This window comes from Bacteriovorax sp. BAL6_X (genome assembly GCF_000443995.1).
Taxonomy (GTDB): Bacteria; Bdellovibrionota; Bacteriovoracia; order Bacteriovoracales; family Bacteriovoracaceae; genus Halobacteriovorax_A.
On record NZ_AUMC01000010.1, the window covers coordinates 190,849 to 207,996 of the forward strand.

The 17,148-nt window shown below is 35.8% G+C and carries 19 protein-coding genes; 16 read left to right on the forward strand and 3 right to left on the reverse strand.

Annotation, left to right across the window (positions count from 1 at the left end):
- Window positions 1-150: 150 nt before the first annotated feature.
- The gene (locus M902_RS11425; RefSeq protein ID WP_021268659.1) at window positions 151-570 is read right to left on the reverse strand and encodes a hypothetical protein; all 420 of its coding nucleotides are present in this window, start codon (window positions 568-570) and stop codon (window positions 151-153) included.
- An 89-nt stretch (window positions 571-659) separates the two neighbouring features.
- On the opposite strand from M902_RS11425, the gene uvrC reads away from it, so the two are divergent.
- Window positions 660-2,540: an excinuclease ABC subunit UvrC gene (gene uvrC / locus M902_RS11430; protein ID WP_021268274.1), complete on the forward strand. Its 1,881-nt coding sequence runs from the start codon at window positions 660-662 to the stop codon at window positions 2,538-2,540.
- Between the two features lie 4 nt (window positions 2,541-2,544).
- Here the strand turns inward: uvrC and M902_RS11435 are convergent, their stop codons facing one another.
- A complete protein-coding gene (locus M902_RS11435; RefSeq protein ID WP_021267851.1) occupies window positions 2,545-2,757 on the reverse strand; it encodes a hypothetical protein in 213 nt (70 codons plus the stop codon).
- A 163-nt stretch (window positions 2,758-2,920) separates the two neighbouring features.
- On the opposite strand from M902_RS11435, the gene M902_RS11440 reads away from it, so the two are divergent.
- A complete protein-coding gene (locus M902_RS11440) occupies window positions 2,921-3,784 on the forward strand; it encodes a uracil-DNA glycosylase (RefSeq protein WP_021267973.1) in 864 nt (287 codons plus the stop codon).
- A 77-nt stretch (window positions 3,785-3,861) separates the two neighbouring features.
- Window positions 3,862-5,013, forward strand: coding sequence for a SpoIID/LytB domain-containing protein (locus tag M902_RS11445; protein WP_198011896.1), 1,152 nt, complete (start codon window positions 3,862-3,864; stop codon window positions 5,011-5,013).
- A 9-nt stretch (window positions 5,014-5,022) separates the two neighbouring features.
- Here M902_RS11445 and M902_RS11450 read toward each other — a convergent pair whose 3' ends face one another.
- Complete coding sequence (locus tag M902_RS11450) at window positions 5,023-5,724, reverse strand: hypothetical protein (protein ID WP_021268158.1); 702 nt, start codon at window positions 5,722-5,724, stop codon at window positions 5,023-5,025.
- A 119-nt stretch (window positions 5,725-5,843) separates the two neighbouring features.
- Between M902_RS11450 and M902_RS11455 the strand changes: the two genes are divergently transcribed.
- From M902_RS11455 to flhA, 13 genes are all read left to right on the forward strand, one after another.
- The gene (locus tag M902_RS11455) at window positions 5,844-6,815 is read left to right on the forward strand and encodes a hypothetical protein (protein WP_021268680.1); all 972 of its coding nucleotides are present in this window, start codon (window positions 5,844-5,846) and stop codon (window positions 6,813-6,815) included.
- Window positions 6,816-6,891: 76 nt separating this feature from the next.
- On the forward strand, window positions 6,892-7,683 hold the full coding sequence (locus M902_RS11460) for a thioredoxin domain-containing protein (protein WP_021268568.1): 792 nt from the start codon (window positions 6,892-6,894) through the stop codon (window positions 7,681-7,683).
- Window positions 7,684-7,774: 91 nt separating this feature from the next.
- Window positions 7,775-8,212, forward strand: a complete 438-nt coding sequence (locus M902_RS11465; protein WP_021268012.1) for a hypothetical protein — start codon at window positions 7,775-7,777, stop codon at window positions 8,210-8,212.
- A 119-nt stretch (window positions 8,213-8,331) separates the two neighbouring features.
- The gene (locus M902_RS11470; protein WP_021268333.1) at window positions 8,332-8,610 is read left to right on the forward strand and encodes an HU family DNA-binding protein; all 279 of its coding nucleotides are present in this window, start codon (window positions 8,332-8,334) and stop codon (window positions 8,608-8,610) included.
- A gap of 290 nt (window positions 8,611-8,900) precedes the next feature.
- Window positions 8,901-9,434: a flagellar basal body-associated protein FliL gene (gene fliL / locus M902_RS16100; protein ID WP_021268075.1), complete on the forward strand. Its 534-nt coding sequence runs from the start codon at window positions 8,901-8,903 to the stop codon at window positions 9,432-9,434.
- Window positions 9,435-9,501: 67 nt separating this feature from the next.
- Window positions 9,502-10,524, forward strand: a complete 1,023-nt coding sequence (gene fliM, locus M902_RS11480) for a flagellar motor switch protein FliM (RefSeq protein WP_021267929.1) — start codon at window positions 9,502-9,504, stop codon at window positions 10,522-10,524.
- A gap of 15 nt (window positions 10,525-10,539) precedes the next feature.
- On the forward strand, window positions 10,540-10,920 hold the full coding sequence (gene fliN / locus M902_RS11485) for a flagellar motor switch protein FliN (RefSeq protein WP_021268549.1): 381 nt from the start codon (window positions 10,540-10,542) through the stop codon (window positions 10,918-10,920).
- Window positions 10,921-10,942: 22 nt separating this feature from the next.
- Window positions 10,943-12,112, forward strand: coding sequence for a flagellar biosynthetic protein FliO (locus M902_RS11490; RefSeq protein ID WP_021268701.1), 1,170 nt, complete (start codon window positions 10,943-10,945; stop codon window positions 12,110-12,112).
- A gap of 31 nt (window positions 12,113-12,143) precedes the next feature.
- Complete coding sequence (gene fliP, locus M902_RS11495; protein WP_021268666.1) at window positions 12,144-12,893, forward strand: flagellar type III secretion system pore protein FliP; 750 nt, start codon at window positions 12,144-12,146, stop codon at window positions 12,891-12,893.
- An 8-nt stretch (window positions 12,894-12,901) separates the two neighbouring features.
- The gene (gene fliQ, locus M902_RS11500) at window positions 12,902-13,171 is read left to right on the forward strand and encodes a flagellar biosynthesis protein FliQ (RefSeq protein ID WP_021267947.1); all 270 of its coding nucleotides are present in this window, start codon (window positions 12,902-12,904) and stop codon (window positions 13,169-13,171) included.
- 10 nt (window positions 13,172-13,181) lie between these two features.
- A complete protein-coding gene (locus tag M902_RS11505) occupies window positions 13,182-13,958 on the forward strand; it encodes a flagellar biosynthetic protein FliR (protein ID WP_021268508.1) in 777 nt (258 codons plus the stop codon).
- A 10-nt stretch (window positions 13,959-13,968) separates the two neighbouring features.
- On the forward strand, window positions 13,969-15,045 hold the full coding sequence (gene flhB / locus M902_RS11510; RefSeq protein ID WP_021268423.1) for a flagellar biosynthesis protein FlhB: 1,077 nt from the start codon (window positions 13,969-13,971) through the stop codon (window positions 15,043-15,045).
- A gap of 20 nt (window positions 15,046-15,065) precedes the next feature.
- Window positions 15,066-17,141, forward strand: coding sequence for a flagellar biosynthesis protein FlhA (gene flhA, locus M902_RS11515; protein WP_021268270.1), 2,076 nt, complete (start codon window positions 15,066-15,068; stop codon window positions 17,139-17,141).
- Window positions 17,142-17,148 lie beyond the last annotated feature (7 nt).

Consider the following 17,148-nt stretch of genomic DNA (forward strand, 5'->3'; position numbering starts at 1 on the left):
TAAGAAAGCCTCCCGTATGGGAGGCTTTTCTTTGTATAATTTTGCGTTTGTTACGAACCGAAAGACCTAAAGGTCTTTCTCTCGTGTATATCTTCATTTCAAACGAAGGACGTATAAATAAAAAAAGAGCTTATCAAGCTCTTTTTATATTTATTTATTATGCATAAGAATTTTAATTGATCCTCTGAAAAGTACTTCGATCTTATTAGCATCGAGACTTTTTTCGACTAGCCCTGGCCCAAAAGTTGGGTGAGCTAGCACGTCGCCAACTTCAAATTTGTGGCGAATGCTATATGTAATAGGTTCACCCTCAAGTTTTTCAAGGGCATTTTCCCAAACATTAATGATTTTTTCTTCTGTTGAAATTCTCTTCTTTGTCGTAGCTTTTCGACGTGTAGCACTTGGAGATACTACTTTTTTTGGCTTGTAAGCATGAGTTGCTTTACAAGTATTACACAGAACTTTGTATGGAGTATCTGTATCCTTCATTGCTACAATTAAATGAGCAAGATCTAATTTACATTTGCTACAATATGTTACAATTTCCTTACCAACACCTAGTTTTGACATATTCTCTCTTCCTTTTGCTTAATTAGATCAATTTAATGGTGAATAGGATTAAAGTAAAGAGAATAAAAGGTTATGTGTAGATAATTATAATGAAGAAAAATACTTTAGCACTGCTGGAAAAAGCAAAACATTTACCGACAAAATCTGGATGCTATTTAATGAAGCGTAAGCGTGCCGGCATCGAAGAGATTCTTTATATCGGAAAGGCAAAAAACCTTCGTAGTCGAGTTTCCAGCTATTTTAATAGTTCAGAAAAGTCACCTAAAACCCAAATCCTTGTTTCTCATATTCAAGACTTTGACTTTATTATGACTAAGACTGATGCCGAAGCATACATCTTAGAAAATAACTTAATTAAAAAGCACATTCCCAAATATAATATTCAATTAAAAGACGATAAAAGTTATCCCTATATCCAGATTGATTTGAATGAAAAATTCCCACGTCTTGTTTACACAAGAAGGCCAAAGAGAAAAAAGAAAATTAAGTTATTTGGGCCTTTTACAACGGGAAGTAATATTTTAAAGATATCTCGCATATTAACTAAATCATTCACTTTAAGAGACTGCTCAATAGAGGAGATGCGAAAGAGAAAACGCCCATGCCTTATTTATCAAATGAAGCAATGTTCGGCTCCTTGTGTGGATTATATTTCTGAAAAAGATTACTTCAAGGATCTTAATTACGTGATAAATTTCTTTGAGGGCCAAAGTAGAAATGTTTTAAAGATTCTAGAAGAAAAAATGTTCGCCGCTGCTGAAAGAGAGTACTTTGAAAGGGCAGCGGAAATTCGCGATAGCATTGAAGAGCTAAAGTCATTTTCTCAAAGCTATGAAAAACAAAATGTTGAACTCTCAACAGAGAAAGATTTTGATATTGTTGCTTATCACGTTGGAGAGTTAGAAGTTGATATTTCAATCTATATGATGAGGTCAGGAATTCTTTTAGGTCACAAAAACTATCATTTTGGAAAAGGGGATAGTGAGAGTGAAAATCATGAACTCTTTCAAACATTCCTATTTCAATATTATTCAAACACTAAAGAAAAACTTCCAAGTCGTATTTATCTCGATGAGAAAAAAGCTGACCTTTCAATGATTAGTGAAGCTTTTAATGAAGTTCTTGATCAAGAAGTTGAAGTTCAAAAGCCTATTGGTAAGATGAAAACTCTTTATGATTTAACACTAGATCACGCAAGAGAGCACCAGCGCTTTAGAGTGAAGAATCTTGATGGCCCTTGGGTTGGTTTAAATAAATTAAAAGAACTTTTAAATTTAAAAGAGACGCCAAAGATCCTTGAATGCTTTGACGTTGCCATCTGGCAAGGGAAGTCTCCAACAGCTTCGCAAATTGTTTTTCGTGAAGGGAAGCCTGATAAAACACAATATCGTTATTATCACTTAGAAGAAAGACCTGAAGGGAATAACGACTTTGCGATGATGAGAGAAGTACTTTCACGCAGACTTAAAAAAGGAAAACTTCCGGATGTCTTTATCGTTGATGGTGGAAAGGGACAAGTCTCAAGTTTCTTGGCCGTGCTTGAAGACTTTAAACTTGATATTCCTGTTGTGGGAATTGCAAAGATTAAAACAAGTAAGCAGGAATCATTTAAAGATAAAGAGGTCTCAAGTTCTGATGAAAGGCTTATTATCCCAAATCGAATTAATCCTTATATCTTAAAGAAGACACCATCTCTTATGAGAATTGTAGTGCAAATGAGAGATGAGGCCCACCGCTTTTCTCGTAAACTTCACCATAAGAAAGAAAGGGATCGCATATTCACTTCGTGGTTTGATGATATTGAAGGAATTGGTGAGAAGACGCTAAAAACTATTCACGAGAATATGGACTTAAATCTAAAAGAACTGTCTCAGTTGTCGGTAATTGAAATTAGTCATAAATTGGATATTAAGGAAGGCATTGCTGAGAGAATTCATACCAAGCTTATGGCCGAATTCCCTCAGAAATAATTGTCTAGTTTAGGTGGTGGATTTTTTTACGATTGCCGTGCCCGCAATCAGTACATCTCGAATTCTCGTGTATGTACAAGTTTTTATAATCCGATAGGTGTGTGTGAACCATCTTAGAGCCACATACTGGACAATCATTTAAAACCTTATGTACTTGATCGGCATCACCAAATAACTCTTCAAAGTTTTCAAATTGGAAATCTGGATCGAATGACATTGTAGCAACTCCTTTAAATAATAATTACCACTGGGGATTCGAGATTGTGCAGAGTGTCCCAAGCAGTGGATGTAGTTGATTTATCGGAGACTTATCAATGTTCTGAAATTTATGCTTTTTTTTTTAATGACTTAGGGATATTTTACCCATAGGAAATAAAGTAATGGCACAATTTTTAACCAAATTAACTAAAGATTTTAATAACGTTTTAAAACTCACACGAGATGAGAAGCCGAATTACTATGCCAAGTTATTCGAAAATACACTTTGGTACCCTAAGCTAAAAGAGCGCAAACTTACTTCTAGTAAGGCTTCGCAAGAAGTCACGGTGGCTTTTAAACAAGCATCTAAGCCGACTGTTGTTGTCCCTCAGCAAGAAGCTGCATCAGTAGAGCAAACAGTCTTAGCGCCTAAAATAGAGGTTCCTATTACACCTCCAAAGCGTAAGATTGATATTGCAGCAGCTTCAAGTACCGTTGAATCTTCTCGTACTATCAAAGTTAATAACGATATCAATAAATTCCTTTCACAATATAGTACTTCTTGGGACTTAGAATCAATTCCTGGTTTCAAAGACTATCAAGGTGAAGTTGATATTATCTTCTTTGGACTTGATGAGATTGAAGAAGGGGAGCTTCCAGACTTTCTACCTTTATCAATGATTGAATCTGATCAAGATATTATGGGGCGAATGATTAAGGCCATGAAAATTTCAAGTGGCCGCTTTATTCGTGTTCCATTTATTAAAAAAGATGCTCGTGAATTCCTTTTCACTTGTTGTGCCCACTTTAAGCCTAGGCTACTCATTAGTCTTGGTGCAGCTGCTACAAACTTATGCCTAGATAAACGTGTTCGTCTTGCTAACGTTCATGGAGAGTTTCACTCGATTCAAATAGAAGTTGATGGGAATGCTCAGTTAATCGATGTCATGCCACTATTTCACCCTAAATTACTAGAGGTAAATGAATCCATGAAGAAAACAGCATGGACAGATATGCAAAAAGCGATAAAATTTCTCTCAAGTTGAGTAGCTTAGTAAAATCATATATCATTTACTAGAGAAGTTGCAGGGCAAGGATGCCGCACAAATCAGGACGATATTCGTTGAGAAATTTATTTATCTCTATCATTATACTTTCTTCATTGAATTCTCTGGCGAGAATTAGCCCACTACAAAATATACGATCAGGTCACACAATAAAGGTGAGAGTTGCCAAAGATCTTGATAATGTTCTTCTTGAAGGCGTTGATCTTACTCGTAAGGTAGTCGCAACCAGAAGTCGCAAAAGTTTTAAAGGATTTAAGAAGATAAAAGTTAATTGTCAAAATCTACAATCTCTTAAAACTGTAAAACCTCAGTACTTAGCATCTTTAACATCTCAAACAGGACTCATTAGTTTTGAGCGTAAACAATTTATGGGGCAGATGCATATTGTGACGAGTGCTGACGGTAATTCTTGTGATGTTGTCAACGAAATGGATCTTGATGATTATATTGCAACACTACTTGCAAAAGAAATGAATGCTTCTTGGCCAATTGAGGCCCTTAAAGCACAGGCAGTAGCCGCTCGTACTTATGCTCTTCACCATATGATGATTTCAGGGCTTAAGAATGACACTCTTTATGATTTAGAAAATTCTGAAAAACATCAAGTTAATGGAACATTTAATGATGTGACGGCAAGTACGCTTGAGGCCGCAAAAGATACTGCAGGATTAGTTCTTACTAATGGAAAGGGGAATCTTGTTCCAGCATTCTTTCATGCAAGTTGTGGAGGAACGACATTAGTTCCTTCTGATGTGTGGAGAAATGATGTACATGGATACTCAACGGTAAAGTGTGACTACTGCCAGAAGAAGAAAAACTGGGATTCAAAAATTACAAAACTTCGCTTTAAGAAATTTCTAAAATGGGCAATGAAAAAAGAGTTTATTGAGAAACAAAGTTTAAAGAAGAAGTTATTCTTATACCCAGATAAGAGAGATCAAACAAATCTTTATGTTCAAAATGGCGTAAAGAAAATTAAAATCAAAAAGAGTTTATTTCGTCGCTACTTTGGCCGAGTTGAATTTCCTTCAAACCATTTCTATATGGTAGATGTTGGTGGAGCTGGTCTTCACTTTGTTGGAAAGGGGAATGGGCATGGTGTTGGTTTATGTCAGGTTGGTTCTTTAGGTCTTGCTCAAAAAGGAAAGGGCCATCGTGAAATACTGGCCCATTATTTTCCGAAATTAAATGTTTTAAAACTTTATTAGACTATTCTCTTAAAGACATGGTGTTGAAAAACTTACATTTATACCTACTGGATCAAGTTGTCCTTGGAATGGTTGTGAATACTGGTAGTAATCAGCTACAACTAGTAAGTGAGCAGCATCAACAGTTCCTGCTGGACAATTTGTTGGCGAATCTAGAGTCACAGCGTTTTTTAGCTGAACGCCTTGAAGCCCTCGTTCATCAGCAATGATAGGGAAGTTATAGTTTTGATAACTAAAATATCGTGAACAAAGTGAAAGACGCATATTGTACCCAACAACATTATTTCCACTTAAAACTTTTGTAAAAATAACAAAGTCACCAAAACCGTTAACACCAACGAAGTGTTGATTTGATTCATTTGGAAGCATCCCTTCTTGAATATTTCCTGCAACTGTTGAGTTGTTATAACTGTTGCCTCCCTGAACATTAGCAACGATTGTTCCTCTTCTATTGCCAATTTTTAGGTAGTTATTGTTAAACATATTGTTTGAATCTTGACCGTAGGTACAGTTGAAAACACCGCTATTAATAATACTATCAAATAAAGCCTGTCCTTGTGAGTCCATACCTGTTGATCCTGTATTTGAACCACTTCCGCTATTACCCCAACCAGAGTAGTAACCACCACTGCTACTTTTTGAGTCTTGGCCACAGCTTGTTACAAGCATTGAAGCAATTGTCAAAACCATTAATAATTTAAACTTTTTCATAATATCCTCAAATATTAGTTTTCACGCTATTACTTGTATCGGTGAGGATTAAGGATTTCTTTAGAAATTGATAAAATTAATTAAGAATTTTTTCAAATTAACCGAAATAGTAAGTAATTATGACAGCTTATGAACAAGTAAAAGAATCAATGTTTAAGATTATAACTGGATCCTTCAAAGATTTTAAAAAGGATGACCAGGCAAAGTTTCGTTTAAAGATGGGGCTCATCTTTGCAATCATTCCATTTATTTCAATTATCGTTGGATTTATACTCAACTGGATACTTTTAAAATCAACGATTATCTATATTACAACCTATCGTAAGGATATTGATTATATTATTGATTCATTAATTTATGACTATCTTCAAATTGGTTTATTGGAAGTTCTACCTTGGATGATTATCTCCATTGCTTTCTTATTGGTTGCGGGAATTGTCCTTGCGCAATTGATGCTTAGACCATTTGATGAGATTGCACAGTATTGTTTGGACTCTCTAGGATCTGAAGAAAAAGTAAATTCTTTTGATGGGGAACTTAAATCTGAGTTAAGATTATTATCTAGTTTTAGTGATTGGTTCTTTACAACCACTTCGACTCTGAGGATGAATGGGAAATTAACTCAAATTGAAGTTCCGTCTAAATACAGAAGGATACATAAACCAGTCTTTGAGACAATGTTTTTTGTCCACAAGAGTATCTACGTTGCCATCACATGCATTCTAACTGGTATGATCATTTTAATTATTAATTACGCTCTTTTTGATGCTGTTATTTCTGTGGTTAACGAAGTCTTTACGAATGGTAAAATTACTAAAGACTACTTTAGTAACATGGCCTTAATTCAGGACGATATTGTAGGTATTACGATTATTATCAATATTATTTCTTATGGCTTTTTCATGGGCTATCTTTATAACAAAGTTGCGACTCCAGCATTTGGTATTTTTGCGACAATGAGATCTTTTATTAGTGGACGATATACATCAAGAGTTCACCTTATCGGCTACAAATATGTTCGTCATCAGACGCGTGCCATCAACAAGTATTTGGACTATATGGAAAAAGAGTACTCAGTAAAAGATGATTGAGTATTTAACTTTGTTCAAGTAAAATCATAATAATAATTTGATGTGAAATTTGTTCATAATAACAAAAGGGATAGTAATGAAAAAAGCATTAGGCATTGTAATGTCATTAGTTTTACTTACGAGTTGTGTAGGTAAAGATGAAATCAAAAAAGCATTAAAAGATGATCCAACGATTCTAGCAGAAGCAATTAAAGCTAACCCTGCAGAAGTTATGGAAGCTCTTCAAGTTGCAGCTCAAAACGCAAAAGAAGCAATGGCGAAGAAAAGAGAAGAAGAGGAAAACAAAAAACTTCACGAGTTTATTGAAAACCCTCTTAAACCACAAATCAGAGAAGACGAATCGGTTAGAGGTACTAAAGGTGGAATTATTACTCTAGTTGAGTACTCTGACTTTCAGTGTCCTTACTGTACAAGAGGCTTTGATAATGTTGTTAAACCAATGCTTGAAAAGTACAAAGGTAAGGTACAGTTTATTTACAAGCATCTTCCTCTTTCTTTCCACTCAGAAGCGAGAATTGCAGCTGCTTACTACGAAGCAGTTAGACTTCAATCTGAAGAGAAAGCATTTAAATTTCACGATGTACTTTTCACTCAAGAAGGTCAACAAAAGCTAAGAAACCTAAAAGAAAAATACCTAAAGAAAACTGCAAAAGATCTTGGTGTTAATATGACGAAACTTGCTAAGGATGTTAAGTCTGAAGCTGTTGAGAAAAGAATTGCACAAGACGAAGCTGAAGCAAGAAAGTTTGAAATTCAGGGAACACCTGGTTTTGTAATCAATGGAGTTCCAGTTAAAGGTGCTTACCCACTTTCTCACTTTGAGATGATTCTTGGTCTTCTTAAAGAAAAAGGTAAACTTGATATCTAATTACTGATCAAGTTCAGTTGAAATATTAAGGCCCGCCACTTGGTGGGCCTTTTTATTTTTCCGTGTTATAATATGATCATTGGAGGTTAAAATGGTAAACTTCTTTGATCAGAATCAAGTGAAAGTTAACAAAGAATTCTTTCGTGAATCAGCAAGACAAATTGATTATACAATTGAAGATTTTCTTCAAGATGATATTCCACATTCTTTATTAGAACAAAATGTTTTAAATTCTGCTTACATTAATCACCTAACATCTTTATTAAAAATCAATTCTATTTTTGATTTAGCACAAGAGATTTTAGAGCTTGAAAAAAGCTTGGATAAGCTTGCTCATCGTCTTCCTGTCGATATTAATATCCCAACAATGAAAATTTTTTATCATCAACTAGGTCCTGTTTTTATTCAACTTTTTGTTGAAATTAAAGACCTTGAGGATCATAAAGAACTTGAAGGAGAGTGGCTAAAAGCCGTGAGAATCGCATTAGAGGAAGAGATAGTAGTTTGGCAAGAAAAAAACTTAAAATAAGCATTAAAATAAAAAAAACCTTCAAAAGTTAAAAAAAACGCTAAAAAGCCTTGTCAAAGCGTGTTTCAAACTTCATCCTATTTCTACAACAACTAAATAACTAACTATTTGGAGTTAAAATGAACAGAAAAGAACTTGTAGAAGCAATCTTAAAAAACAAAGAACTTAGCCACCTAACAAAGAAAGATGCAGATGCATTCGTTTCAACTACTCTTGAAACAATCAAGAAAGCAGTTAAGAAAGGTGACGATGTTTCACTAATCGGTTTTGGTACTTTCACTAAAGTAAGAAGAGCAGCTAGAACTGGTATCAACCCAGCAACTGGTGAAAAAATTAAAATCAAAGCTAAGACACTTCCAAAATTCAAGCCAGGTAAAGCTTGGAAGGAAATGTTCTAATTTTTGTTTGAAATTAGTTTCATAATAAGAAGCCTCCATTATGGAGGCTTTCTTATTTTTAGGGCAAATTTTGCCTATCAATCCTCCTAAGCGTCAAAAAAACGTCGACATTTTGACACCACCACTTTTTTACATTCCTCATAAAGTCTTAAAATTTCAAAATTAATGGGCAGAATCTTCCGGAACATACTTTACTATCTTGTAGAAAATGGCCGCTAGATGTATAATTTTTGACGAGGCACAGTTTTTAAAGGAATTTTTTTCTGTGTGAAGTAAAGGATTTATAGATTATGGCAGATGGAAGTGCTGACAATTCATACCAAGGAAGTGGAAAGAACCCTCTACTAACAGTAGCTCTACTACTGAATATCGTATTAATGGGTGTTATCGCTTACTTTCAGTACCAAACACATTTAAAGATCTCACAGCAGTCGTCTGTGGAAGATATTGTTAAGGCACAAATGGCCGAACAATCTCAAGATAAAGAGGTTGTACAAACTGGTGAAGCACAGGAAGAGGAAGGAAAGCTATTTCCACTTGATAGCTTCACGGCCAACCTTGCACAAGGTGACGGGCCACAACGCTACATCCGTTTAAACGCGGTATTAAAACTTTCTCTAGGTGCAAAAGAGGAAGAGTATAAGGCAAGAAAGCCTCAGATTAGAGATTCAATCATTAGTATTTTGAACTCTAAGAGGCCAAATGATCTTCTTAAAGTTCAAGGTAAGGAATACCTAAAAGAAGAGATTAAATCAGCTATCAACTCATACTTAGTTGATGGAAAAGTTTTAGATGTTTACTACGTTGGTTTCCAGATCAACTAGTTAATATAAAGTATTAAGTTTAATTTTTGGCAGGATGCCAAGATCATCAAATCCTAGGAGGGGAACGATGGCACAGGTTTTAAGTCAAGACGAAGTCGACGCTCTATTAAACGCTGTAAACGATGGTGACGCAGATGATTTTCTAGGTGAAGGTGGGGATTTCGATGATGAAGCTGAAGACGAGAATATTCAGCCCTATGACTTAACAAATCAAGACCGAGTCATTCGTGGGCGAATGCCTATTCTTGAAATCATCTACGAAAGATTCATTCGTTCATTTCGTGTATCACTTTCAAACTCTCTAAGAAAGATCTCGACGATTTCGATGATCTCAACAGACCTTTTAAAATTTGGTGAGTTTGTAAACACACTTCCGATTCCATCGTGTATGTGTATCATGAAGTTTAATGAACTAAGAGGTCCTGCTTTACTAGTATTTGAATCAAAGCTTGCTTACGCAATTATCGATTCATACTTTGGTGGTACGGATCGTCCTTTCACAAAGATCGAAGGAAAAGAATTCACAGCGATTGAACTTTCATTCATGAGAAAAGTTATGGATATGGCCATTGCTGACCTTGAAGAGGCGTGGGCGCAGGTTCACCGTATTGATGCTCAATACGTAAGAACTGAAATTAATCCACAATTCGTTGGTGTTGTTCCTCCATCAGATGTAATTATCGCAACAACTCTTGAAGTTGAATTTGAATCAGCTTCTGGAACAATTATGATTGTTGTTCCTTACTCAACGATTGAACCAATTAAGCAAAAGCTTTCATCAAATTACCAAACTGATAATGATATGGCCGATAGTATCTGGACTAGTGCTATGAATGAGCACATTAAAGATACAAAGGCCGAAATCGTTGTGAAACTTGGTGAAGCTGAAATGACTGTAGGAGACCTTTTAACTCTTCAAACTGGAGATATTATTCCTCTTAACCAAGAAGCATCAAGCGAGGTAAAGGGAGCAATTCAAGGTGTGGAAAAACTAAAGTGTCTCATTGGAACATACAAAGGAAACCGAGCGGTGCAGGTAACTCACGTTGATAAAACACCTAAAGTTTCTATGGATATTGAAGTCGAATAATTAAGGGAGATATAAATGAGTGATCAAACAGAACTAAATAACCAAACACAAGGTCTAGAGAATTTTAACACTATGGAAGTCGAAAAACTTGCTGATGAAATCAGAGCAGGTGACGATGCCATTAATAAGTTAAAGGTTCAAAACCTAGACTTTATTCTAGATATTCCACTGAAAGTAACAGTAGAGCTAGGAAGAACAGAAGTAATCATTAAAGATCTTCTACAGCTAGGGCAAGGCTCGGTATTAGAACTTGATAAACTAGCAGGTGAACCTCTTGAGATCTTAGTTAATGGGAAGTTAGTAGCAAAAGGTGAAGTTGTCGTTGTAAACGAAAAATTTGGTATTCGTCTTACTGATATTATTTCGCCGATCGAGAGAATTGAAAATCTAAAGTAGTAGAGAAACGTAGGAATTAATCATGGCCAGACAACTTAAATTATTATTTTTAGCACTTTCACTTATGACAACGAATGCATTTGCTAGAGTTGAAGTAGGGAAGGTTAAGTTAACTAAAAGTGGTTCAACAGGTATTGTTACTGTTGGGCTCAAAGGGAAGTTTGATACAACTCCTGAGTTAACAATTAAGGATGATATTATTCAAGTAGCTTTAAAAGATACAATCGTATGGCCAAAGATTGAAAAGCAAGTATCTGTTAATGAAAAGTTTGATACGAAACTTCTAGCTTATCAATTTACTAAGGATGTTGCTCGCGTTCGCGCTATTCTCCCGTATGACATTAAAGGTAATGAAGATAAAGTTAGTTTAGAAGTTAGTGATAATGAAATTAAGATGTACTTTCCTATCACTGCAAATAAGAAACAAGTTGCAGTAACAAAAGCAGCTCCTACTAAGAAGGACCCTGTTAAGCAAAAGAATGCTGAAGCTTATGATGAAGGCTATCTTGCTAAGTTGTTAAAAGATAAAGAAGAAGTAACAAATAATAAAAACAAGAATAATGTAAAGCTAGAAAAGACTAGTGAGTCTTTACTTGCTCTTGCTAAAGAGAAGAATGAGCAGATTGAAGACACTGTAAGCAATCTTTCTTCAGGTGTTGAAAAAGGTGGATTTCAGATGTCGACTTATATTTTTAAATTTATTGGGTTTTTTGCTCTATTTGCAGCAGGTATCTTTTTTCTAATGAATTTCTTTAGAAAGGGAATGTTAAAAAAAGGTGGTCTTGGTCTTTTCTCAAATGCAAAAATGGTTGAGGTACTATCGACAACTTATCTTGCTCCAAAGAGAAGCCTTCTTGTTGTTAGAGTTCAAAAACAAGTTTTCTTAATGGCCCAATCTGAAAAGGGAATGGATTTTTTAACTGAGATTCAAGATACTACAGAATTCTTTAAAGAGGGTGAGAAGGCTCTTACTGGATCTAATTTTGATACAAACTTAGATACGGCAAATTCTGGCTCAAAAGAATTTAAACTGAAAGAAGTTACTCAAAATATGAAAGAAGCAAGTAACTCGACAGCTTCTTCGCAACAAGACATTTTAAATAGTCTTGCAGGACAAGCTAATCAAGAAGAGAAAGTTAGCTTAACAGCACAAATTAAGAAAAAAGTTAAGGACATGAAGTCTTTACAATAATTTTATTAAAATCAATTCAATAGGAAGTTGGATGAATAATTTTTTAAGAGCATTATTAATATTTAGTATTGGGGGATGGCTAAGTACGATCTTTGCTCAACAATCAACTAACCTGGGTCTTCCAGGTCTTTCTGTTAATTTCGGACAGGGCGTTGATCTCGTTGATACAATCGAACTTACAATTCTTTTTACGGTACTAACACTTGCACCGGCGGTTTTAATTCTTTGTACTTGTTTTACAAGAATTATCGTTGTTCTGTCTTTCATGAGACAAGCAATTGGTACGCAAAGTATGCCACCAAATCAGCTTCTTATCGGCTTTGCCCTTTTCCTTTCTGTTTTTGTTATGCAGCCAACAGGCGAAGAGATTTATGCAAATGCAGTTAAACCATATATGGATAAGAAAATTACGACAACTTTAGCAGTTGATCGTATTGAAGGTTCTCTTAGAAAGTTTATGAATAAGCAGGTTCGTAAGGCCGATATTGGACTTTTCTATGATGTAACAAATCGTCAGGCACCACAATCAATTGATGATGTACCTATTCACTTTTTAATTCCAGCATTTATTATTTCAGAACTAAAGACAGCATTTCAAATTGGTTTCTTACTTTATATTCCATTTCTAATTTTAGATATGGTTGTGGCTTCTGTTCTAATGGCCATGGGGATGATGATGCTTCCTCCAGTCGTTATTTCACTACCATTTAAACTTTTACTATTTGTTCTTGTGGACGGTTGGCAACTTGTTACTGGATCACTTTTACGTTCGTTTAATTAGGAGTAATCATGGACTTTTTTTCTGACATCGCAAGACAAGCAATTACAATTGGACTGATGATATCTGCACCAATGTTGGCAGGTGCACTTATTATGGGTATTTTAGTTTCAATTTTTCAAGCTGTTACTCAAATCAATGAGCAGACACTTTCATTTATTCCAAAGATCCTAGTGATTGTTGGCGCGCTTGTTCTTACTGCTCCGTGGATGACGGATCAGTTAACAACATTTACAAAAGATCTAATTATTTCTATTCCAAGTCTTGTTACTGGAAGGTAGGCCAAGTTAGATGACAATTCAAATTACTGACATTGTCCCAATCATTGCATTCTGGTTAATTTTTACCAGACTGCTGGCTATTAATTTTCAGCTTCCTATTTACGATAACTTACCAATTCCTATGATTGTTAAGATCTTATCGACACTAGTGATGAGCTTTTGCTTCTATCCGTATATTCAGGGTGAAGTAATCAAAGATATTATGTTTGTGGGTAAGGACCAGTTCTGGGCCCTAACTATTATTTACACACTTATTGGATTGATAATTGGATATTTGGTAAAATCAATTATGGGTATCTTCCTGTCTGCAGGTAGTATTATTACCCAGCAAATTGGATTTGCGGCCATTCGCTACTTCGATCCTTCTTCTGGTCAGCAAGTAGGTCCTTTCGAAAGGCTAATACAATGGACTGTTCTCGTTATGGTTGTTTCATCAGGTGCTTTATTACCAATGTTTAAAGGGATTTTTCAATCTTTTTACACGATTCATATTTATGATTTTGGTGTATTTGCAAAGTCGCATATCTTCTATATCGAAGCATTCAAATCAATTTTTATTGCAGCAATTATGCTGGCGACACCATTAATTTTTACAAATATGCTCATCAGTACGGTTCTAGGAATTATTGCTCGTACTGTTCCACAAATGAATATCATTATGGTTAGCTTTGTCGTCAATATTGGACTAGGTCTACTAGTATTTACGGCAACAAGCGATGAGTTCTTTCAAGTAGCATTTAGAATGTATACGGAAAGGCTTGGCGAGTGGTTTAACTTTATCATTTAAGGGGTAAGTCGTGGCCGAAGATACAGATCAAGAAAAAACGGAAGACCCTTCCCAGCATCGAATTGACGAATCGAAAAGAAAGGGGGAGGTTGCATCTTCGAAAGAACTAACGAGTGTGTTAGTGCTGGCTGCCTGTATCATGACTCTGGCCCTTTCTCTTCTTTTTATTTATCAAGAAATGGAAGAGTTTATTAGATGGATTATGCACCTTGATCCTGCAACTGCTTTCACTGAGAAGTCTCTGAAAACAATTGCGAATAAAACGGCTACAACAGCTTTAGTTTGTGCTGCACCAGTTTGTATTGTCTCTCTTTGTGCTGGTATCATTGCAAATGTTGCTCAAATTGGATTTATCTACGCACCTGAAGTTCTAGAATTTAAACCAGAAAGAATAGATCCGATTAAAGGGACCAAGAACCTATTTTCGATGAAGGCAGTTGTTGAAGCAATTAAAGGTGTTTTTAAATTTATCATTGTTCTTGGAATTGTTTACTTATATATGAAGGATGATATTACGCAATTTGTAGGTTTTCTACACGTTGACTTTTTTCAAGCCTTTGTTATTGGAAAAGACATTCTGGTAAAACTTGGTTTTTCAATCCTTGCAGGTCTTGTCGTAGTTGCCGCTGGAGACTTCGCATATCAAAAGTATGCTCATAAGAAAAAACTTATGATGACAAAAGAAGAAGCAAAGAGAGAGTCAAAAGAGCAAGATGGTTCTCCTGAAGTGAAGCAAAGAATTCGCCAAATCCAACGAGAGCAAGCACAAAAGAGAATGCTTGCAGATGTACAATCTGCGGATGTTATTGTAACTAATCCAACTCACATTTCTATTGTCATAAAATATGACCAAGAGACGATGATCGCTCCTGGTATTGTTGGAAAGGGTGCAGATCATCTTGCGCTTAGAATTAGAGAAATTGCTAAAGAACATAATATTCCAATTGTTGAAAACGTTCCTTTAGCACGAGCACTATATAAGTCAGTTAAAGTAGGGGAAGGAGTCCCACGTACTTTATATAAAGCAGTCGCTGAAGTACTGGCGTTTGTTTATAAGCTTAAGAAAAAGCAAAAAGCTATTAGCTAATTAAATTTTAGGAAAGTATCATGGATGATATCTTTAAGAGATTAAAAGTATTAACAGAAAATTCAGACCTCGCAGTAGCGATCGGTATTCTAGCAGTTCTGGCCGTTATGATTATTCCGGTACCACCAGTGGTACTCGATTTACTTTTAGCAATTACACTATCATTCGCAATTATTATTCTATTGGTTTCTGTCTATACTAAGAAACCTCTAGATTTCTCAACTTTTCCTGCAGTTCTTCTTGTAACAACATTATTTAGACTCTCTCTTAACGTTGCTTCAACTCGTAACATTCTACTTCGTTCAGGAAGTGAAGGAACGAGTGCCGCCGGTGAAATCATTCGAAGTTTCGGCGAGTTCGTTGTTGAGGGAAACTTTGTTGTTGGTATCATTGTTTTTATTATTCTGGTAATTATCAACTTTATGGTAATCACCAAAGGTGCTGGAAGGGTTGCTGAAGTAGGCGCAAGGTTCACACTCGATGCAATGCCTGGTAAGCAGATGGCCATTGATGCTGACTTAAATGCTGGTCTGATTAATGATGAAGATGCAAAGAGAAGACGTGCTGAGGTTGCTGAAGAAGCAGATTTTTACGGGTCAATGGATGGTGCTTCGAAGTTTGTTCGAGGGGATGCTATTGCAGGGATCTTAATTACGGCCATTAATATCATCGGTGGGATAATCGTTGGTGTTGGTCAGTATAAAATGAGTTTTGGAAGTGCTGCTGAAACATATACTCTTCTAACGGTAGGGGATGGACTTGTTTCACAAATTCCTGCTCTAATTATTTCAACTGCTGCCGGTATTATTGCAACAAGAAATACAAGTGAAGATAATCTTGGTGCTCAAATGAGTAAGCAATTTAAGCTTCACCCAAAAGCTGTTCTAATTGCTGGATGTGTACTTCTAATCTTTGCAATGATTCCAGGTTTGCCTAAACTTCCATTTATCACAGTAGGCCTGGTCCTCGTTTATGTTTCAAATAAAATGGAAAATGAAATTGTTCAAGAGAAGCTTGCTGCTGAAACAGTTGTTGAAGAGGAAAAGAAATCAACTCCTGAGTCACTAGAAGATCTTCTTAATCTTGAGCTTGTTGAACTTGAGGTAGGATATGGACTAGTTAATCTAGTGGATTCATCTCAAAATGGTGACCTTCTTGAGCGTATCACTTATATGAGAAAGCAATTTGCACTAGATTGGGGTGTAATTATTCCTTCTGTACGAATTAAGGACAATCTTGAGCTTGCTCCTGGTGGATACTCACTAAAGATTAAAGGTGTGGAGGTTGCTCAAGGTGAACTTGTACCAGATCACTACCTTGCAATGGACCCTGGAAGTGTTATTGAGCCAATTGATGGCATTGAAACAATTGAACCAGTATTTGGCTTACCTGCTGTATGGATTACTGAAGACCAGAAGGATGATGCCGGATTTAACGGTTATACTGTAGTGGATCTGTCAACTGTTCTAGCAACTCACTTAACTGAGATCTTAAGAACTAATTTACATGAGTTATTTGGTCGCCAGGAACTTGTTCGAGTTATGGATAATTTTAAAGAACACTATCCTAAAATTGTTGCTGATCTTGTTCCAGAAATCCTTCCTCTTGGGGCAGTTTTAAAGGTGTTACAGAACCTTTTAAGGGAAAATGTTTCCATCAGAGACCTACGTACGATCCTAGAGTCTCTTTCTGAACATGGCACAAGAATTAAGGATACAGATCTTCTGACTGAAAACGTCAGACAATCGTTATACCGCACTATTACTGAATCTATAAAGTCTGCCAATGGTGATTTGCCGATATTTACGTTAGATCGTAAAATAGAAGAACAGGTTGCTGGCAATCTCATACAAACAGAAAATGGTCAACAAGTTTCTTTAGACCCAAGAATTACCCAATCGATTTTGGCCAGTTTAAATGAGAAAATAGAGGAGGCCACAAACATGGGAGAAAAGATGATTGTTCTTTGCTCACCAGTTATTCGCGGTCACTTTAAGAAATTGACAGAAAAATTCATACCAAACTTGATTGTAGTAAGTCATAATGAATTAAGTCCGGATGTGAATATTAGGTCACTTGGAACGGTGAGGTTATAGGATGTAC